This is a genomic window from Mycetocola saprophilus (genome assembly GCF_000718085.1).
Classification (GTDB): Bacteria; Actinomycetota; Actinomycetes; order Actinomycetales; family Microbacteriaceae; genus Mycetocola; species Mycetocola saprophilus.
Genome location: NZ_JOEC01000005.1, coordinates 17971 through 37891 on the forward strand (window position 1 = coordinate 17971; position 19921 = coordinate 37891).

Genomic DNA, 19921 nt, shown 5'->3' on the forward strand with positions numbered 1-19921 from the left:
TAATCGGGTGGGTGAAACTAGTTCCCCGGGGTGTAGCTGGGCACGTTGAATCCCTGCAGTGCGACGCCGCGGTCGGTGATCTCCAGGGTGGTGCGTCCGCAGTTGAGCATCTCGGGCATCAGATCGCGGTAGCGGTTGGGCTCGATGCCGATCAGCTCGCTGACCGCCAGCCGGATCGCGGTACCGTGGCCCACAACCAGCACACGGCCGGCCGGGTAGCGCTCACGCAGCTTGTCGAGCACGCCGAGGTAGCGGGTGATCGCGTGGCGTCCCACCTCGCCGCCGGGCAGCGGGGAATCCGCCGGAGCCGCCTCAAACGCGGCCACCTCGTCGGGGTAATCGGGGCGCAGCTCGGAGATGGTTTTGCCCTCACCCACACCAAAATCGACCTCGACCAGGTCGGGATCGATGTGCAGCGGCATGCCCAGGGCGATGGCCGAGGGGCGCGCGGTGTTGACCGCGCGGATCAACGGGGAAACCACGATCGCATCCAGCTGGGCCCCGACGGCCCACTCGGCCAGGGCGTCGGCGGCGCGCTGTCCCTCGGCGTCGAGAGGGATATCGCTCATGCCTGCATACCGGTGTCCGGTGTGCCAGATCGTTTCGCCGTGTCGAACCAGGATAAACGTCGTCATGAGAACATTGTGCCCCGGTTTGGGCCGACACGGCAGGGATTGCCATGGAATCGGTAGGCTGGGACCATGCACGGTGAATATAAGGTGCCCGGTGGCAAGCTCGTGGTGGTTGACCTCGACGTGGTGGACGGGGTGTTTGCGGACTTCCGGCTCGCCGGAGACTTCTTCCTCGAACCCGATGAGGCCATTGAGGACATCAACGCCGCGGTGAACGGTCTGGATGCGCGCAGCGACGCCACCACCATCGCCGCGGCGATCCAGGCGGCCCTGCCCGAGGGTGCGCAGCTGCTGGGTTTCACCCCGGATTCGGTGGCCACGGCGATCCGTCGCTCGGTGACCTCCGCCGCCGACTGGCGCGATTTTGACTGGCAGATCATCCACTCCCAGGCGGTGCCCCCGCGCACCCACCTGGCCCTGGACGAGGTGCTGACCAGCGAGGTGGGGCTGGGGCACCGCGGCCCGACCCTGCGTATCTGGGAGTGGGACGAGTCCGCCGTGGTGATTGGGTCGTTCCAGTCACTCAAGAACGAGGTGGACCTCGACGCCGCGAAGGCCGAGGGATTTGACGTGGTGCGCCGGATCTCCGGCGGTGGCGCGATGCTGATGGCCAAGGGCGCGATCATCACCTATTCGCTGTATGTGCCGGCCGAGCTGGTGCAGGGTATGACCTTTGCCGAGAGCTACGCCTACCTCGATGACTGGGTGCTGACCGCCCTGCGCGAGCTCGGCATCGAGGCCGTGTACAAGCCGCTGAACGACATCACCTCCCCGGCCGGCAAGATCGGCGGGGCGGCGCAGAAGCGCCTGGGCAGCGGCGGTGTGCTGCACCACGTGACCATGAGCTACGACATGGACGGTGACCAGATGGCGCGCGTCCTGCGCATCGGCCGGGAGAAGCTCTCGGACAAGGGAACCACCTCCGCCGCCAAGCGCGTGGATCCGCTGCGCAGCCAGACCGGGCGCAGCCGAAGTGAGATCATCGAGGCCATGAAGGCGACCTTTGTGACCCTCACCGGTGCGGTCCCCGGTGAGATCACGCCGGACGAGTATGCCCAGGCGGAGACCCTCGTGCGCGAGAAGTTCTCCACCGACGCCTGGCTGAATCGGGTCCCCTAACCGTGGCGCGTGAGTTCCCGCAGTCCAGCGAAATCTGGCACGGCGACAACCTCGAGTTGCTCGCCGAACTGCCCGATGAGTCCTTTACCGTTATCTACATCGACCCGCCCTTTAACACCGGGCGTAGCCAGGCGCGTCACGTGACCACCGCGGTGCGCTCCGAGCCCGGGGTGAGCGGGAGCGTGGGGTTTAAGGGCAAGAGCTATCAGCGGATCCGCGGGGAACTGCGCACCTACGATGACACCTTCGACGACTACTGGACCTTCCTCGAACCGCGTCTGCTGGAGGCGTGGCGTCTGCTCGGGCCCGAGGGCACGCTGTATGTGCACCTGGACTATCGCGAGGCCCACTATGCGAAGGTCATGCTGGATGCGATCTTTGGACGCGACAGCTTCCTCAACGAGCTGATCTGGGCCTATGACTACGGGGCGAAGGCGACCCGTCGGTGGCCGACCAAGCACGATACGATCCTGGTCTACGTGAAGGATCCCGCCCAGTACCACTTCGATTCAACCGCCGTGGACCGTGAACCCTATATGGCACCGGGCCTGGTGACCCCGCAGAAGGCGGCGCGCGGCAAGCTGCCCACCGACGTGTGGTGGCACACCATCGTGTCGCCCACCGGTAAGGAAAAGACCGGGTATCCCACCCAGAAGCCGCTGGGGATTCTGCGTCGGATCATCCAGGCTTCCAGCCGCGAGGGCGACTGGATTCTCGACTTCTTCGCCGGCAGCGGGACCACCGGGGCCGCGGCGCGCGAGCTCGGCCGGAACTTTGTGCTGATCGATCAGAACCCGCAGGCGATCGAGGTTATGCGTCGCCGATTCGGGATGGACCCGGATGCGGACTCCGCGGACACCGTGGTGCCCCCGCTCGAGGACACCCCGGCCACCCGGGCGGCGGCGAAACCCAAGACGCCCAAGGCCCCGGCAAAGCCGCGGGCGAAGGCTGCGACCGCGAAAGCTCCGGCTGTAAAGGCGGTGAAAACCTCTGCCAAGACTTCGGTGAAGGCTCCCGCGAAGGCTCCGACCGCGACCAAGAAGCGCGCGGCACGGGCGAAGGTCACTGCCCAGGAGCCCCCGCTCGAGACCGAGGCCTCGGTGGTTGCCGAGCAGATTGTTGCCGAGCAGGTTGTCGTCGAGGCTCCGGAAACCCAGGTCGCCCCGCGCCCGCGGCCCGTTCCTGGGCCGGGTCTGCGCCGGGCGGTGCCCCTGCCGGAGAGCGCGCTCGCCGACTAGTTCGCACCCTGGCAAGCCCCCGCGTGGGGGTGACCGTCATGCTTCGTCACACAACTGCGGTGTGGCGCGGATGCTGGGCCAGAATGTGATGCGTGTGGTGGTCCGCAGATCCCCCCAATTTTGGACCGCCATCGCATCCCCAACGGTGACGTTTCCGGTGCGCCGCAGGCCGGCGCGCGACTCGGTGCGCCACCTCCTGAGCACCAAGGATTCCCCCGATGAGTCGTCCCCCCGCGCCCCGGCGTCCCCTGATTCTGAACGCCTTTGAAGGCAACACCGTTGGTAACGTGCAGCAGGGCATGTGGGCGCACCCGCGCGATGATCGCCTGGGATTTGGCAGCCTCAAGCACTGGCTGGACCGGGCCCGCCGCTACGAGGACGCCCGCTTTGACGCGGTGTTCTTCGCCGACGTGCTCGGGCTCTATGACACCTACCGCGGGTCCTCCGCCCCGGCGATCGAGAACGCGGTGGAGTTCCCCGCGCACGACCCGCTGACCCTGATCCCGGCGATGGCCGCGGTCACCGAAAACCTTGGCTTTGTGGTCACCGCCTCCACGAGTTACGAACACCCGTTTGCTAACGCGCGGCGCTGGTCGAGCCTGGATCACCTGACCGGTGGCCGGGTCGGCTGGAACATCGTGACCTCCTATCTGCCCTCGGCCGCCCGCAACTTCGGCCTGACCGAGCAGTGGAGCCACGATGACCGCTACGACCGCGCCGAGGAGTTCCTGGAGATCTCCTACAAGCTGTGGGAGAAGAGCTGGGATGAAGACGCGGTCGTCGCGGACATCCAGCGCAGCGTGTACGCCGAGGCGGACCGCATCCATGCGATCAACCACGTGGGGCGCACCTGGTCGGTGGCCGGACCCCACCTGGTCGAGCCGAGCGCGCAGCGCACCCCGCTGCTGTTCCAGGCGGGCACCTCGGGCCGCGGAGTGCAGTTCGCTGGCAAGCACGCCGAGGTGGTATTCCTGGGAACCAACGAGGTGGCCGGGCAGCTGAAGGCCCGCGAAAACATCGAGGCCGCCGCCGTGGCCGCGGGTCGTAACCCCGAGGACGTGCGTCTCTTGGGCGGCCTGCAGGTTGTCGTCGGCAAGACCCATGAGCAGGCGCAGGCGCGTCTGGAGGAGTACCAGAACTACCTCTCCCGCGAGGGTGCGCTCGCGCACTGGTGCGGCGTGAGCGGTCGGGATCTCGACCACTATGACGAGGACACCGTCTTCGAAAAGGGCGACACCGATCACGTCCAGACCCAGGCCAAGCGCTTCTCGGTCGAGGGCGGAAATGCCCGCACCGTGGGTCAGCTGAAGCAGCACTTCGGGACTCTGGGATCCTACGTGCAGCCCATCGTGGGTACTCCCGAGGAGGTCGTGGACGAGATCGAGCGTCGCGCCACCGAGGGCCGAATCGACGGGTTCAACGTGCAGCCGATCGTGCAGCCGGAGACCTTCGACGACTTCATCGAGCACATTCTTCCCCGCCTGCGTGAGCGCGGTTTGGCCCGCGAGAGCTACGGCACCTCGGGTCTGCGCGAGCGCGTTTTCGGATCGCCCCGCCTGCCCGCGACCCACCCCGCGCACCAGGTTTCGATCTAGTCGCCCCACCCATTTTCGGGTTCGCCGCGGCGGCCCCTCGCAGTAAAGGATGTGCCATGTCCCACACCATCAACCCCGAGTTCATCGCGCTGGCCGAGGCCACCCGGGATGCGCTCGCGAACATCGCGCTGGATGGCGACGAGTCGGGCGAGTACGCCGCGGCCCGCGAGATCCTGGAGAACTCCGGCCTGCTCGCCCTGCGGATCCCTGCCGCGCTCGGCGGCCCGGGGGCCAGCCAGGTCGAGATCACCGAGGTGTTCCGGATCCTGGCGCAGGCGGATCCGGGCATCGCCCAGCTCCTCCAGCCGCACTATGGATTCACCGACGCCGTGGTGATGCTCGGCTCGGATGACGCGCGCGAGCGCCTCTACGCCGACATTCGCGCGGGCAAGCGGATCGCCAATGCCGCGGCCGAGCGCGGGGGCCGTCACGCGGCCGACTTCTCGACCGTGTTCACCCGCCAGGAGGACGGCTCCTACCTGGCATCGGGTCAGAAGTTCTACGCGACCGGTTCGCTGGGTGCCGCCTGGATCACCGTGATGGCCGTGGACGGCGAGGGCAGCGTCATCATGTCCTTCATCCCGACCGACGCCCCGGGCCTGGAAATCATCGACGACTGGAGCGGCATGGGCCAGCGCGGCAGCGGCAGCGGCACCCTGCGCCTGAGCGAGGTGGCCGTGCCCGCCGACTTTGTGTTCGCCTGGAGCCCGGCGACCCGGCCGACCGCCTGGGCCGAGGCCGGACGCCTCGCGCACGCGGCGATCGACGTGGGCATCGCCGAGGGCGCGCTGCGCTACGGCGTGGCCTCGGTGCGCGCGAACAACCGCGTGCCCTTCGAACTGGCGCAGTACGCGAGCCTCGTGGAGGATCCGATCCTGCGTTTCCAGGTGGGGAGGGAGTCGGCCGCCGTGCGCGCCGTGGCCGCGCTGCTGCGCGAAACCGCCGCGGTGATCGACCGTGCCGAGGCCACCCCCGATGCTCCGGAATCCCTGCTCACCGAGGTGCGCGAGGGCCTGCTGGCCACCAAGGCGCTCTCCGCCGACGTCTCCAACCGAGTCGCTACGGAGCTGTTCTCCTGGACCGGCGCGCGCACCGCCGACCGCTCGCTTCGCGCCGACCGCTTCTGGCGCAACGCCCGGACCCACACCCTGCACGACCCGGTGCGCCTGCGCTACGCGGACCTCGGCCAGATCGAGTTGAGCCGGTAGGTTCCGCGCGCCCAGAGGCCCCGTCCGGCATGTCCGGGTCGGGGCCTTTGCCGTTATGCCTGTGGCGCAGTGGCCTAGCGTTAAGAACAACATTCGAACCCACCCGGTGCCAGCCGGGTGGGTTTTTCGTTTCCGAGTAGTGCCCGCATCCAGATCAGGTCGTTGCGGGTCGGAAGCGCCCTCGCTCGGCTGCGAGGAGTAAGCGATTAAGGCAGAGAAGCAGGCCGACGGCTATTCCCGCAATGGAGAAGGGGAAATGTGTGGTCCCGCCCAACAGCGATGAGGTCAGTGCTGCGTTTGCCAAACCAGCCATCGCGAATATCCCGGCGGCAATCAGCAGGAGCCGTTCTTGCCTGTCCACGATAGCCAGGATGACGGGACCGACCACGGCGAGCAGCGGGATAACGGCGAGCAGCGGGATAACGATAGATGGCCCCACGGCCACAACGGTGGTGCCCGTATTGTCGCTCAGCCGGTAGAGGATGATGGCGATACTCACGATCCCGAGGACTGGTAAGAGCAGGGTGAGGCCCGTGGCGACCGTGCGTCTGCTCGGCTTCTGACTCATGTTTACTCCTTTTCGATCTCGTCGCTGGACTGCGGGGATACGGAACCGCGGGGCAGCACACGGAGATTGACTGTCCTGATGAACCACCGAAATCAGAGCCCGGCATGACCCATGTGTGCTGAACACTACGTCGCCGCGAGCGTTATCCTGAATCACAATCAATATGCTGGAGACGTATGCCGTAACAACGCCTTTCAGATTGATGCGCTGGGACGTGCACGGAGAATCTTGACGGGTGAACTCACCGAGGTGGAGGCCTACGCGGAACTGGATGAGAAGTTTCCGCAGCAGTGAGACGCGCTGACAGCGGTAATTTCGGGCCCGCGAAGACTCCTACGCAGCGACCACCCGCGTGACCGCCAGCACCTGCACGCGCACCTCGGTGCCGATGGCCAGGGCTTCGCTGGCGGCGTGCTGGATGCGCAGGAGTGAACCGTCCGGCAGGGTGACGAGGGTGTGCCGGAAGGAGCCGAGGAATGAGGATTCGACCACGGTTGCGGAGACGCCGGAACCAGCGGCTGAACCCGCCGCGGCGTCGGCCACCGAACCCGTTACCGAACCGGCGGCAGCACCCGCCACCAACCGCAGATTTTCAGGCCGTACGTACGCGACGAGCCCGCCCGCGGTTGCATCCGCCGCCGGCGCATGGCCCGCCGGAACCTCTGCCACCTGTCCCACTGGCACCTCCGCCACCGGCAGCACGCTGCCCAGGACGCGCACGGTGCCGTCGCCCAGGTTCTCGGCGGGGATGCGGTTGGTGACGCCCACGAACTCGGCCACGAAGGCGCTGGCGGGGCGGAGGTAGAGGTCCTCGGGGGTGCCGACCTGCTCGATCCGGCCGTCCTTCATGACCGCGACCCGGTCGGCGATCGAGAGCGCCTCCTCCTGGTCGTGGGTCACAAAGATTGTGGTGATGCCCAGGCGCAGCTGCAGCTGGCGGATCTCCTCGCGCAGCTGCACGCGCACCTTCGCATCCAGCGCCGACAGCGACTCATCCAGTAGCAGCACCTTCGGCCGCGTGACCAGCGCGCGGGCGAGGGCCACGCGCTGCTGCTGTCCACCGCTGAGCTCATGCGGGTAGCGGTCGGCCAGGTCGCCGAGGCCCACCAGATCAAGCCCCGCCTGCGCCGCCGTGCGCCGTGCGGCCTTCGGCTGGCGGCGGTTTCGCAGACCATACTCGGTGTTTTCCAGCGCGGTCAGGTGCGGGAACAGCGAGTACGACTGGAACACCATGCCCAGGTCCCGCTTATTGGTGGGGACGCCGGTGATGTCCCCGTCATCGACCAGGATGCGACCCGAGGACGCGGCTTCCAGGCCCGCCAGCGCGCGCAGCGCCGTCGTCTTGCCCGAGCCCGAGGGTCCGAGCAGCGCGACAAACTCACCGGGTGCGATATCCAGCGAAAACTCATCCAGCGCCAGGGTGCTGCCAAACTTCAGCGACACCGCCTCGAAGGACACCGGGGTGCCCACGATGCCGGGCAGAACGGGGGAGGAAGTGGTCATCGGGTGCCTCGCAGGGGAGTGATCGGGAAGAAGAAACGGGGTTCGGGGAGCTGACCCGGCCTGGGAGCCCCCGTGCGAGCGGTCACTACACGACCTTCGAGGGAGAGCGCCGCCGAGCCCGGCGCACGCCCACGCGGCCCAGGCCGCTGACGGCCAGGAGCAGGAGGAACACCGCGATCAGCGAAACCAGCGAGATCGCCACCGACACAAACGGGTTCTGCCAGTTGATGATGTTCAGCGCGGTCTGCAGGTTGGTGCGGTTCAGCAGCGAGGCGAGCGTGAACTCACCTAAGACCACGGCCACGGTGATCAGCACCGCCGCCGAAATCCCGCCGCGCAGGTTCGGCACGGCCACGCGCCGGAGGAATCCGAACCAGGAATCCCCGAGGGTGCGTCCGGCCTCGCTGAGCACCCGGATGCCGATCGCGTCGAGGTTCGACTTGATTGCCCGGTGTGCAAACGGCAGCACGATGATCCCGTAGGCAAAGCCCAGGGACCACACATCCGTTCCCACGATCCGGCCGATGAACTGGTACACGGGCACGTATCCCACCACCAGCACGATCGCCGGCAGCGAGAGCGGAATCAGGCAGATAAACTCCATCACCCGTGACAGTCGGGGGAATTCGACCTCGACATAGACCATCGTGGGTACCAGGATCAGCAGCACCACCGCGACCGCGAAGGCCGAGAGTAGCAGCGAGTTGCCGATCCCGGTCCAGACCACCTCATAGGTGCTCGCGGCGTCCGGGGCGAACAGGCCCGCCCAGTTGTCCAGCGTGTGACCGCCGGTCTTGGGATCACGCAGCGTGAACTCCACCATCGAGGCGATCGGCACCGCAAACAGCGCCCCGATCACGGCCAGGATGATGATCCGGGTGGCCCGGGCGGGGGCCAGCGGATGACGAACCTTCGCACTCATACTCGCCACCTCGCCGCCCGCTTTTGCACCAGCGCATACAGCGCCATCGCCACGGACATAATGACCATCATCGCCAGGGCGAGCACCCCGGCGACGTTCTCCCGGCCCAGCACGGTTTCGCTGCTGAGCGCGAGACGGATCTGGAGCGGCACGATCGGGGAGGCCTGGTTGATCAGCGCGGCCGCGGTCGAATAGGCCGAGAAGCCGTTGGTGAACAGCAGCAGGAAGCTTCCGACAAACGAGGGCAGTAGCAGCGGGAATCCGATCCGGGTCCAGAAGGTCAGCCGGGTGCCGCCGAGGGTCAGGTTCGCCTCGGCCCACTGCACCCTGAGGGTCTTCATCGCGGGGAGGAACACGATCACCATCAGCGGAACCTGGAAGTAGAGGTAGGGCAGGATCAGCCCGGGCAGCTCGTACAGCCAGACGCCGTTTTTATAGATGTCGATGCCCAGCTCGCCGCGCAGGAACACGGTGATCGCGCCCTGGATACCGATCGTCGCGATGAACGCGAAGGCCAGCATCACACCGCCAAACTGGGCGAGGACGCTGGAAATGGAGGTCACGATGCGCGAGAGCAGCCGGTTCTCGTCCAGGCCCATCATCGCGAAGCACACCAGGGCGCCGATGATCGCGCCGAGCAGGGAGGTCAGCGCAGCCAGCCACAGTGAGCTGCCGATCGTGCGCAGGATGGTGGGATCGGTCAGGGCCGAGAGGTTGTCGAGGGTGAGGTTGCCGTCGCCGTCCTGGAAGCCGCTGACCAGGGCGATGATCGTGGGGATCGCCAGGAACAGCAGCACGTAGACGGTGAAGGGGAGCAGGCCCACGCCGCGGCCGGCCGCCAACGCGATGCGGCCGCGGGGACGACCGCGGCGCACGGGCGCGGAGCCGGATCGGGAGGATGTCGGCGAGGCCACCACGCCGGACGACGTGTCCCGAGGCTCGGTCCGCGCCGCCTCCCGGGAGCCCGAACGCCGGGTACCGGAGGATCCGGTACCCGGCGGGGTAATAAATGAGGTCACGGACTTAGCCGACCGCGGGTGCCCAGTTGGTCGCAACCAGCTCGCCAGCCTTCTTGGACTGCTCGATGGTCGGGATCACATACTTGGCCGGGGCGGCGGGCAGACCCGCGAGGGCCGCCTTGTCCACGGTGCCGGCCTTGACCAGGGCGGCCTCGATCGGGCTGCGGGCACCGCTCTTGATCCACTGGTTCTGCTGGTCGGCCTGGTACAGGAACTCCTGCCAGAGGCGCGCGGCCGCGGGGTGCGGGGCGTCCTTGTTGATGGCCTGGTAGAGGAAGCTGCCGTAGCCGGTGCCCTCGGGGATGGTGACCTTCCATGTGGGCAGGTCACGGCCGTAGGCCACGTTGGAGTAGTCGTAGGAGATGATCAGCTTGGTCTCGCCGGACACCACGGTCGCCGAGCTCGGCTGCACGCTGATCAGGTTGCCCGCCTTGTTGAGCTTGCCGAAGAAGTCGATCCCGGGCTGGAAGTTGTCCAGGGTGCCACCCTCCTGCAGGGTGGCCAGGCCGACGGCCGCAAGACCCGGAGCGTTCTTGGTCGGGTCGCCGGAGATGGCAAGGCCCTTATAGTCGGATCCCAGCAGATCGTTGAAGGTCTTGGGCTCGGGAACCTTAGCCGAGTCATACCCGATCGAGAGGAATCCGCCCTCACCGGCGATGAAGTGACCGTCGGCATCCTTGAGGCTCGGGTCCACCTCGTCCCACGCCTGGTTGCGGTACACGGCGAGGTACTTCTCGCTGCTGTTGGCGATGGTGTCACCGATGTTGAACACGTCGGGGGCGGTGTCGAGGCCCTTATTGTTCTTGGCGGCGGCGATCTCGTCGGCGCTAGAACCGTTGGGCTGCAGCTCGTTGACCTTAATGCCGTACTTCTTGCTGAACGCGTCGATGATGTTGCCGTAGTTGGCCCAGTCACGAGGCAGCGCGATGACGTTGAGCTTGCCCTCGGCCTTGGCCGCGGCGGCCAGCTCATCGAGGGTGCCGAAGTCCTTGAGGCTCTCGGCCTTGGAAGCCTTGGCGCTCGCCGCATTATCGGATGAAGAGGCGCTGGCCGAGCAACCGGCAAGACCGAGGCCGGCTACGGTGAGCAGCGCGATTGCGCTCACCAAACGAATCGAACGAGACATGGGTGTTTCCTCCGGGGGAAAAGGAGTGGGGCGTGGGGATCGCCAAAAATGAGGGAAGGGAATCTCTCATCGTCATCTTCCCTCCCGTTTGGGGGACGCCGCAAAGCGTGATGACACGGTGCGTAACACGAGTGATTTCTTGCCCGTGTTACGCCGATCCTGACACCGGTTCGCGGCTAGCGGGTGCCGTCCCAGGCCGGGCCACGCAGCGCCCGTCCGGGCAGTGCCTCGGTGCGCTCGCCCTCGGCGATGACCGGGACCCCGGCCACAAACACCCAGGAGATTCCGGCGGCCTGCTGACGGGGCTGGGCGAAGGTGGCCCGGTCGGCGATGGTGTCGGGATCGAAGACCACCAGGTCGGCCACCGCGCCCTCACGCAGGACACCGCGGTCATTCAGGCCGAGGACCGCGGCCGGACGCGAGGTGAAGTGGGCAACCGCATCCTCGAGGCTCAGCACACCCTCGTCACGGACATAGTGGCCGAGGAAACGGGGGAAGGTACCCCAGCCGCGCGGGTGCGGCTTGTCGCCGATCAGGATGCCGTCGCTCCCGCCGGTGTGCAGCGGGTGGTTCATCATCGTGCGTACGTTGGCCTCATCGCCCACGTGCTGCAGAATGCTGGTGGCCAACTCATCCTGCTGCAGGAGCGCGAAAAAGACGCCGGTGGGATCATCGGTGGGCCACTCGGCGGCGATCTCCGGAGACACCAGCGAGCGGGTTCCCCCGCGCACGCTCTCCGCCAGCCGCTGGATGGTCGAGCCGACGATGCCGGTGAGCGCGGGGTTGGCCACGCCGGCGATCTCGATCGTGGACCAGTCGGTCACCACCCCGTGGCAGCCGTCGGCTCCGGTGACCTCCAGCTCGTGTCGGATCCGCTCCCGCGTCGCGGGATCCCGCAGCCGGGCCAGGGTCTGATCGGGACCGCCCGCCGCCGCCCAGCCGGGAAGCAGCGCCGAAAGGGTCGTGGATCCCGGCAGGTAGGGGTAGGTGTCAAACGAAATGCGTATCCCGTCGGCGGCGGCCGCATCGATCAGCGCCACCAGCTCGTGTGCGCGCCCGGCGTTCACCCCGAAGTTCATCGTCGCGTGGGTCAGGTGCAGGGCGACGCCCGAGCGCCGGGCCACCTCCACCATCTCCGCATAGGCCTCAAGCGCGCCGCGGCCGTAGGAACGCTGGTGCGGTGCATAGATGCCGTCGTGCGCGGCGACCACCCGGCAGAGCTCAACCAGTTCATCCGTGTCGGCAAACATCCCGGGGACGTAGGTCAGTCCCGAGGACATTCCAAACGCGCCCTGACGCAGCCCGGCCTCCACCAGGTCCCGCATCGCGGCGATATCGGCGGGGCTCGCGGGCCGGTCCTCGGTCCCGATGACCGCCATCCGGAGATTGCCCTGCGGCACCAGATAGGCCACGTTGAGCGCCGCCCCGCGGTCGATGAGGTCCAGGTATTCGCCGACGCTGCGCCAGTCGAAATTGATGCCCGCGGGCTCGCCGTTCCAGCCGCCGATCTGCCGACGCAGGATCGCCATGGTCGCGTCGGTCGTGGGCGCGTAGGAGAGCCCGTCCTGCCCGAGCACCTCGGTGGTGATGCCCTGGGAGACCTTGGCGAGGTGATCGTGATCGTGCAGGACCGCGAGATCCGAGTGCGCGTGCATGTCGATAAACCCGGGCGCGACCACCCGCCCGGCCACGTCGATTTCCAGGTGGGGTCCGGGCGGGATCGTGATCCACTCGCCCAGCGCGGCGATCCTGCCCTCGATGATCAACACGTCGCCGGGCCGGCTCGGGGCCCCGGTGCCGTCGATGATGCGGGCGTGGCGCAGCAGGATGGTCTGCATCGTCGCGCCTAGCCGAACTCGGTGTAGAGCACGTCGGTCGCCACCGGGCGTTCGGCGCGCACATCGTCGATCACGATCAGCGCCCGCCACTTATCGAAGGTGGTGCAGGGGTGGGACAGGCCCAGGCGGACCACGTCGCCCACCTGGAGCGTGCTGTCCTCGGGGAGGGCGAGGAAGGTGTGCTGATCATTCATCGCGGTGACGCTCGCGCCGGGCAGCTCGTCCAGGGTTTCCTGGCCGAATCGGCGCACTCCCTGAACCTCGGGCAGACCCTCGTCGAAGGGGAGGTCGCGCTTGCCACCGTCGAGCAGGGCGATCCCAGGTTCGGGACGCGAGACCACGGTGGCCCAGCCGTGAATGGCCGAGCGGAAATTCTCCGCACCGGACCGTCCGAGCGGCGTGATTCCACGGTAGAAACCGTCATCGTGAGAGATATATGCCCCGGAACGCATAAGTACTTCGCGCCCCTTAGTCGGGGCGTGACGCGGGGAGAGAACTTCGGCCACCACGTCGAAGTAGGCGCTGCCGCCGGCGGTCACGATGGCGGATTCGATCCGTGGATCGTAGGTGTCGCGCAGGGCATCGTCGAGGTCCGCGAGCCGGTTGAGATAGCCGCGGATAATCGCCAGCGAAGCTTCATCGCCGTGGTGGGCTAGCGCGCCCTCGTAGCCGGCAACACCGGCCAGGGCGAGGACCTGAGAGGCACCGATTGCGGCGGCGATCGCGATCGCCTCCTCGTGTGTGCGGGCACCGGTGCGCCCGCCGTGCTGGCCGAGTTCCACCAGGACCTCGAGCGGGCGTACAGTCCCGGAGGCCGCGGCCTTGACCCTGCCGGCCTCGGTTCCGCGGGTAGCGCTCTCGGGGGTCCCGCGCGCGACCGTCCCGGTGCCGGAGGTTTCCGCCTCCTCGCGCAGCACCGCATCCATGATCTCCACCGCGCGCAGCGAATCGGCCCACACCACAATCCGGGTGTCGGTGTCGCGTAGCGCGGCGGCCACCAGGCGCAGAAAGGCGGGCTGGACGAGCGCGTTCGCCAGCATGATCCGGGGGATCCGCCAGCCCAGCGCGACACTCAGCTGCCAGGGGGTGGCCACGGTGATGCCCCACGCCCCGGCGTCGAGCTGCCGTTGCCAGAGCACCCGGTTCATGGTCGTCTTGCCGTGCGGGGCGAGGGCCACGCCGGCACGCTCACACCAGGCGCGCATGGTTTCGATGTTGTGGGCGATTGCCGACTCATCCACGGTCACCAGGGGGGTGGTGAGGTCGCTCAGCGCGGGGCGCCGAGCCCGCAAATCGTCGGGGGTGATCCCGCCCGGCACCGGGGGAAAAGCCTTGAGTGGGCCTGAAAAAATCGGACTCGTCGCCGAGTCGGTCGTGCCCAACATCAAAACCCCTGACTAGTCGTGAGGGCGGCGTCGCCCTCGGCAGTGTGGATGCGCTCTTGGTTGCGTCCGTCGCTAGGTACGTTCTAGCATCGGGGACCAGACACCGTCAACAGGTTGCCGTCCCGAAAGGACCCCATGTCACAACGTATCGCCATCTCCACCACCGACGCGCCCGCACCGGCGCACACCTTCTCTCAGGGCGTGCGGAAGGGGCCGTTTGTGCAGGTGTCGGGCCAGGGTCCGGTTCATCCCGAGACCAATGAGTACCTGTTCCCCGGCGACGTTGCCGCTCAGACCACCCGCACCCTGCAGAACGTCGAGGCGATCCTCGCCGCCGCCGGTGCCACCTTCGATGACGTCATGATGCTGCGGGTCTACCTCACCAAGCGCGAGGACTTCTCGATCATGAACGATGCCTACGGCGAATTCGTTTCGGCTCGCGTGACCTCGGGCGTCCTGCCCGCGCGCACCACCGTGTTCACTGGGCTGCCGCGCGAGGAGATGCTGGTGGAGATCGACGCCATCGCGCTGACCGACGCCCCCGCCGTCTAGCACGGGGCCGAATACGGAACCGCCGAGCCCGACCGGGATCGGCACCCCAAACCTCGGGGCCGGATGTTGCACTCGCGACATCCGGCCCCGTTTTGTTTGTGGTCGCAGCGGAACACCCTGTACCCAAGAGGTATTAGGAGGTATGGTTAGGTACTAGATTGTCTTAGGGCGGGATTCCGTCATCGTTTTGAGTCTTCGCCCCCGCGGCGAAGCGCCACAGAAAAGGAGCACCGTGGACGGTTACATTACGTTCGCCGCCGCCACCGCGGACCAGGCCCAGGAGCTCACGGCGCTGGTGCCGCGACTGCGCGCGCACTTCGAGCGTCTCGCCCAGGCCGGAAACCTGCGGGGGCGCGGTCCCGTGCTGATGGGCATCGGCGCCAGCTACGCCGCCGCGGCCGCCGCCGTCTGGCACCTGCGTAAGCGCGGCATCGAGGCGGCCAGGCTCGACCCGGGCGAGAGCCCGATGCCGATCGTGGTGGGCGAGAGCCCGGTCTTTGCGATCTCGCAGAGTGGACGCAGCACCGAAACCCTGGCCGCGCTGGAGAGCGTGGTGCCCGAGCGCCGATTTGGCATCGTCAACGTGACCCCCTCGCCGCTGAGTGCGCTGGCCACCGACACCATCGACCTCGGCAGCATCGACGATAGCTACGCCTCCACGATCGGCTACACCGCGACCGTGAGCGCGCTGGGCATGCTCGCCGAGGCCTGGGACGGGGGCGATATCGCCGCCGACTGGGACACCCTGGGAGCCCGCTTCGCCGCCGCCGAACGTGACCTGGCCCCCGCCATCACCGCCGCTGCGGCGCTCTTCGAGAACGCCCCCAGTGCCGACTTCGTAGGGTCGGCGACCTCGGTCGGCTCCGCCGAGGCCGGTGCGCTACTCTTCCGTGAGGTTGCGCGCATCCCCTCCACCGCGATGAGTACGCGCCAGTACCTGCACGGCGCGATGGAGTCCGCGGGTGCCGGCGTGCACGTGCTGTTTGGGACCGCGCGTGAGCGCAAGGCCGCGCGCATGCTCGCGGGTGCCGGACACCCGGTCATCCTGATCTCCGATGATGGGAGCGATCCGCTGCCCCTGGTCACCACGATCGTGATCCCCACCCTCAGCGACACCCAGCGCGGCGTGATCGAGGCCCTGGTGATGCAGCAGCTGGTGCGCGAGGTTGCCGAAAACCGCGGCATCGCGATCGAGGAGTTTGTCTTCGAAAACGACGACACCAAGGCCCCCTCGCAGGTGGGCGCGTGAGTGCGCTGCGCATCGGCCTGGACATCGGTGGCACGAAGACGGCGCTGCGCGCGGTGGATGAGCACGGCGTCCAGGTGCACAACACGGTGGTGTCCTCGGGGGAGTGGGACGCCGAACCGGCGGATCCCGCGGCCGAGCTGATCCTCGCCGTGCTGAGCGGAATCGGGGTGTCCGCCGCCGAGGTTTTGGGACTCGGTGTGGGCGCTCAGGGACTCGATAATCCACAGGTGGCGGCGGACCTTGAGCACGCCCTGCGCGCCCGTGGCCTCGCCCGCGTGCACTGCGTCAACGACGCGGCCCTGCTGATTCCCGCTGCCGGGGTGGACGCGGGGATCGGCCTCATCGCGGGCACCGGTGCCATCGGGGTGGGCACGCTCGCCGATGGTACCGCGGTGAGCGCGGGCGGCTGGGGCTGGGTGATCGGCGACGAAGCCGGCGGCTCCGGCATCGTCCGTGAGGCCACCCGGGCGGCCCTGCTCGCCCACGATGACGGGCTTCCAGACGACGGCCTGCTCGGCGCGCTGCTGGCGAGTTTCGGGGTGGCCGATGCCGAACGCCTGGCTCGCGCGGTCAACGATGAACCCACGATGGCGAACTGGTCCCCGCACGCACCCGCCGTATTTGCGGCGGCGGATGCGGGCTCGGGCCTCGCCGCGGGTGTGATCGACGGTGCCGCCGCGCACCTCGCCCGCCTGGTCGATCAGCTGGTGCGCCGAGGCGCCGTCGGCGCGCACGTGGTGGCCGCGGGCAGCGTCATCCTGGGGCAACCGCGACTGGCCGAGGGCGTGCGGAAGCGTGTGGCAACCGCGCATCCGGGACTGGAATTCCACCTGCTCGAGGACGATCCGGTGGCCGGGGCGTTGGCGCTGGCCCGCGCACTCTGAGCGGGTTTCGGGAGCTGTGGATGTGGGGGCGTGCGCGGTGTCTGTGGGGTGCGGGCGTGCGCGGTATCTGATGTCGGCCTCGATGCTCCGCTTGTGCCCTGATGGCACCCCGCGTCAATGCGTCGCCCGTCCGTCCCGACGATATTCCGTGTTCGGGCGGCGTACCCGCGACAGGAAAGGGGCCCGACGTTTTTTGCGTCGGGCCCCTTCCTCGTGTGGCCGGTGGCTAGCGGTTGGCTAGTGTGCGCCGCGGGCAAAGCCTGTGCGCAGGCGGTAGCGGTCGCCCGCGTAGCGAATGCGCGACATGGAGACCTTTCGGTCATCGGCGGCGTAGGCGATCTGGTGCATCTCCAGGATCGGCTCGCCCTCCAGCATCCGCAGGCTCTCGGCGAGTGAGGCGTCGGCCGCGCGCGCCTGAATCGTGGATTCGGCGCGCTCGGGCGCCAACCCGGCGTCGGCCAGGATGGAGAACAGCGAGGCCGTTTTGAAGTCCACGCCGGTGATATCCGGCATCAGCGCGGCGGGCACCAGGGTCTCATCACGCGCGATCGGGACATCGGCGAGCAGGCGCACCCGGTCCAGGTGGAACAGCGGGGTGCCGGGGGCGACGCCGAGGGATTCGGCCTCGTCGAGGGAGGCCGGGCGCTCCTCGACGGTGACCACCTCGGAGGAGGGCTCCAGACCCATCCGTTTCGCGGTCTCGGAGAAGGATTCCAGGTCGTTGGACCAGTCGCGGTCCTGATTCGCGGTGCCCACATACCAGCCGCGTCCGTGCGAGGGCGCAAGCACGCCATCGTCAACCAGCTGGGTCAGGGCCTTGCGCAGGGTGACGCGGCTGATGCCGAGCTGCTGGCACAGTTCGCGCTCCGGGGGGAGTCGCATACCCTCGGCCAGGCTGCCGGAGTTGATCTGATCGCGGATCAGCCGCACGGCCTGGATCCACAGCGGATCCGGATAGTCCACGCGGATCGGCGGCTCGAATTCACCGGGGTTCGCCATTGCTGTTCCTTTCACGCGCCGGGGCGGGCTCGCCCCCACGCCGTACGGTACACGACTGGGCTCGAAGAAAATATCACCGCGGTTCTTCCATTATGGTACAAGATAGATACCAATAAATACCACTTATGCGTGAACGGTGACGAGGCCGTGGCGCGGAAGGGCTGACCGTGCGCATCCACACCTCCCACCTGGGATATGACATCGGCGCGTTCAAGCGCGCGGTGATTGGCGAGCTTGCCGTCGGGGAACGGCCAGACGTGCGGCTGGTGAGAGTCGACGCCGATGTCGCCAACGCTGCCGCCAGCGCCAGCGCCAGCGCCAGCGCCGCTGCCGTCGCGAGTTCCGCTGCCGCTGCGGTCAGCGCTGCCATCGACACGGACGCCGGCGTTGATGCCGCTATCGTCACGGTGGACGCCACGGCCACGGCCGCGGCCACGGGCGGGATCATCGAGGCGCACGTCTCCCCGGCGACCGAGGTAGACCACTGGGCGGGCGGTGCCTATGCGGCCGTTGATTTCTCCGAGGTGGATGTCCCCGGTACGTACCGCATCGAAGCCACTAGCGGGGGTCTGACCGTGCGCTCCGAACCGTTTGAGATCGGGATCGAGCGCGTTCACGCGCAGGGCATGTCCGACGTGCTGTTCGCGTTCAAGGCCGTGCGCTCAAGCGGCGAGATCGAGCGCAAGGACGCGGCCGCTGCCCTCTGGGGTGCGGAACCGGGTGCCCCTACGGTGGATGCCCGTGGCGGCTGGCTCGACGCCTCGGGCGACACCAGCAAGTTCCTCTCCCACCTCACCTACTCACCCACGATGAGCCCGCAGCAGATCCCGCTGTGCGCCTGGGCGTTTTTGGAGGCCCGCGATGGTCTGGCCCGGTTCCACCCGCGGTTCTCTCGTGTACTCGGGGCGCGGCTGCGCGATGAGGCGCTGTTCGGGGCCGATTTCCTGATCCGATTCCGCGATCCACAGGGCCGTTTCTACTCCGGCATCTTTGACGGGCTGACCAAGAGCCTGCCCGAGCGGATCATCAACGCCCCGCTGCCCGAGTGTGTGCGCACCGACCGGTATATCGCCTCGTATCGGGGCGGGGGAGGCCTGGCGATTGCGGCGTTGGCTCGGGCATCCCGGGAGAGCGAGCACGGCGAGTTCGACCAGGCGGCGTACCTGTCGGCGGCGCGCACTGCGTTCCTGGACCTGGAGGCCCACAACGACGAGTATCTGTTTGGCCTGGACCTCGCCTCGGGGGAGCTGACGCCGAGCTCGGAGTCGATCGTGGACGACTACTGCGCGCTGCTGGCGGCGACCGAGCTGCACGCGGCGGATCCGCGCCCCGAGTATGCGGAGGCGGCCGCAACCCGACTCGCGAAGCTCGAGGGTCGGTACCGGGCGGGATCGCCGGGCTGGTTTGAGGCGTGGGAGGACGGTCGCCCGCACTTCAGCCCGGTTGAGCCCGGCCTCCTCCCGATCGCGCTGCTGCGGGCGGCCGAGGTCTTCGAGGAGGACGAGATTTCCGAACGCGCCCGCACCCTTGCGGTGACCGCGATGTCCGACCTAATCGCGCGCACCGACGCGGTCCCCAACCCGTTCGGGTATCCGCGCCAGCGGGTGCAGCCGCGCGGTGGTGAGGCGCGTGATGCCTTCTTCTTCCCGCACGAGAACGACACCGGCTACTGGTGGCAGGGGGAGAACGCTGCGCTGGGGTCGCTGAGCCATGCGGCGGCGCGGGTCGCGGAGCTCCCCGGAGTGCCCGAGAGCCTGCGTGAGCGGCTGCGCCGGTTCGCGGTAGATCAGGTGCACTGGATGGTGGGCCGCAACCCGTTCGACGTGTGCATGCTGCAGGGCCGCGGCCGCAATAACGCCGAGTACACCCCCGATTTCCCGAACCTCCCCGGCGGCATCGTCAACGGCATCACCAGCGGCCTGGATAACGAAAACGGCATCGACTTTCGCACCGGCACGCCCGCGGGCCACGACTCCTGGCGCTGGACCGAACAGTGGATCCCGCACTCGGCCTGGTATCTGCTGGCCCTGTCCACCCTGCCCACAGCGGCGGCGGGCTAGGGTGCGGGACGGAGGAAGAACCTC

The 19921-nt window shown here is 67.9% G+C and carries 16 protein-coding genes and 1 pseudogene; 8 read left to right on the forward strand and 9 right to left on the reverse strand.

All coding sequences use genetic code 11. The features are described from left to right. Window positions 1-17: 17 nt before the first annotated feature. Window positions 18-635 carry a histidine phosphatase family protein gene (locus IE92_RS0115155; protein WP_030149347.1) on the reverse strand — a complete coding sequence of 206 codons (618 nt, stop codon included), beginning with the start codon at window positions 633-635 and terminating at the stop codon, window positions 18-20. A 66-nt stretch (window positions 636-701) separates the two neighbouring features. On the opposite strand from IE92_RS0115155, the gene lplAB reads away from it, so the two are divergent. The 4 genes and pseudogenes from lplAB to IE92_RS0115175 all read left to right on the forward strand — a co-directional run bounded on the left by lplAB (window position 702) and on the right by IE92_RS0115175 (window position 5792). Further along, on the forward strand, window positions 702-1751 hold the full coding sequence (lplAB, locus tag IE92_RS0115160; protein WP_030149348.1) for a lipoate-protein ligase LplAB: 1050 nt from the start codon (window positions 702-704) through the stop codon (window positions 1749-1751). A 2-nt stretch (window positions 1752-1753) separates the two neighbouring features. After that, a pseudogene (locus tag IE92_RS19010) lies at window positions 1754-2584 on the forward strand (DNA-methyltransferase); the annotation flags it as partial. A gap of 623 nt (window positions 2585-3207) precedes the next feature. Then, window positions 3208-4584, forward strand: a complete 1377-nt coding sequence (locus IE92_RS0115170) for an LLM class flavin-dependent oxidoreductase (RefSeq protein WP_030149350.1) — start codon at window positions 3208-3210, stop codon at window positions 4582-4584. 56 nt (window positions 4585-4640) lie between these two features. Next, entirely contained in the window at window positions 4641-5792 is a 1152-nt protein-coding gene (locus tag IE92_RS0115175; protein WP_051702027.1) for an acyl-CoA dehydrogenase family protein, read from the forward strand. Between the two features lie 154 nt (window positions 5793-5946). Here the strand turns inward: IE92_RS0115175 and IE92_RS0115180 are convergent, their stop codons facing one another. The 7 genes from IE92_RS0115180 to IE92_RS0115215 all read right to left on the reverse strand — a co-directional run bounded on the left by IE92_RS0115180 (window position 5947) and on the right by IE92_RS0115215 (window position 14087). Further along, window positions 5947-6360: a hypothetical protein gene (locus IE92_RS0115180; protein WP_030149352.1), complete on the reverse strand. Its 414-nt coding sequence runs from the start codon at window positions 6358-6360 to the stop codon at window positions 5947-5949. A gap of 333 nt (window positions 6361-6693) precedes the next feature. Next, window positions 6694-7863, reverse strand: coding sequence for an ABC transporter ATP-binding protein (locus IE92_RS0115190; RefSeq protein ID WP_030149354.1), 1170 nt, complete (start codon window positions 7861-7863; stop codon window positions 6694-6696). An 85-nt stretch (window positions 7864-7948) separates the two neighbouring features. Then, window positions 7949-8785: an ABC transporter permease subunit gene (locus IE92_RS0115195; RefSeq protein ID WP_043322353.1), complete on the reverse strand. Its 837-nt coding sequence runs from the start codon at window positions 8783-8785 to the stop codon at window positions 7949-7951. Beyond that, window positions 8782-9804 (reverse strand): ABC transporter permease, encoded by a 1023-nt coding sequence (locus IE92_RS0115200; protein ID WP_245601319.1) that lies wholly within the window; start codon window positions 9802-9804, stop codon window positions 8782-8784. Before IE92_RS0115200 ends, IE92_RS0115195 begins: the two co-directional genes overlap by 4 nt. Before the next feature lie 4 nt (window positions 9805-9808). Further along, a complete protein-coding gene (locus IE92_RS0115205) occupies window positions 9809-10930 on the reverse strand; it encodes an ABC transporter substrate-binding protein (protein WP_030149357.1) in 1122 nt (373 codons plus the stop codon). Between the two features lie 176 nt (window positions 10931-11106). Then, a complete protein-coding gene (locus IE92_RS0115210) occupies window positions 11107-12768 on the reverse strand; it encodes an N-acyl-D-amino-acid deacylase family protein (RefSeq protein WP_030149358.1) in 1662 nt (553 codons plus the stop codon). Window positions 12769-12776: 8 nt separating this feature from the next. Next, on the reverse strand, window positions 12777-14087 hold the full coding sequence (locus IE92_RS0115215) for a type III PLP-dependent enzyme domain-containing protein (RefSeq protein WP_052367308.1): 1311 nt from the start codon (window positions 14085-14087) through the stop codon (window positions 12777-12779). A 201-nt stretch (window positions 14088-14288) separates the two neighbouring features. Here IE92_RS0115215 and IE92_RS0115220 point away from each other — a divergent pair, with 201 nt between their 5' ends. From IE92_RS0115220 to IE92_RS0115230, 3 genes are all read left to right on the forward strand, one after another. Next, complete coding sequence (locus IE92_RS0115220; protein WP_030149360.1) at window positions 14289-14705, forward strand: RidA family protein; 417 nt, start codon at window positions 14289-14291, stop codon at window positions 14703-14705. 232 nt (window positions 14706-14937) lie between these two features. After that, on the forward strand, window positions 14938-15954 hold the full coding sequence (locus tag IE92_RS0115225) for an SIS domain-containing protein (RefSeq protein ID WP_030149361.1): 1017 nt from the start codon (window positions 14938-14940) through the stop codon (window positions 15952-15954). After that, window positions 15951-16838, forward strand: a complete 888-nt coding sequence (locus IE92_RS0115230) for an N-acetylglucosamine kinase (protein WP_030149362.1) — start codon at window positions 15951-15953, stop codon at window positions 16836-16838. The genes IE92_RS0115225 and IE92_RS0115230 overlap by 4 nt, the downstream gene beginning before the upstream one ends. A 237-nt stretch (window positions 16839-17075) precedes the next feature. Here the strand turns inward: IE92_RS0115230 and IE92_RS0115235 are convergent, their stop codons facing one another. Next, complete coding sequence (locus IE92_RS0115235; RefSeq protein WP_030149363.1) at window positions 17076-17837, reverse strand: GntR family transcriptional regulator; 762 nt, start codon at window positions 17835-17837, stop codon at window positions 17076-17078. A 167-nt stretch (window positions 17838-18004) separates the two neighbouring features. On the opposite strand from IE92_RS0115235, the gene IE92_RS0115240 reads away from it, so the two are divergent. Beyond that, window positions 18005-19897, forward strand: coding sequence for a glycoside hydrolase family 9 protein (locus IE92_RS0115240; protein WP_051702029.1), 1893 nt, complete (start codon window positions 18005-18007; stop codon window positions 19895-19897). Window positions 19898-19921: the final 24 nt, after the last annotated feature.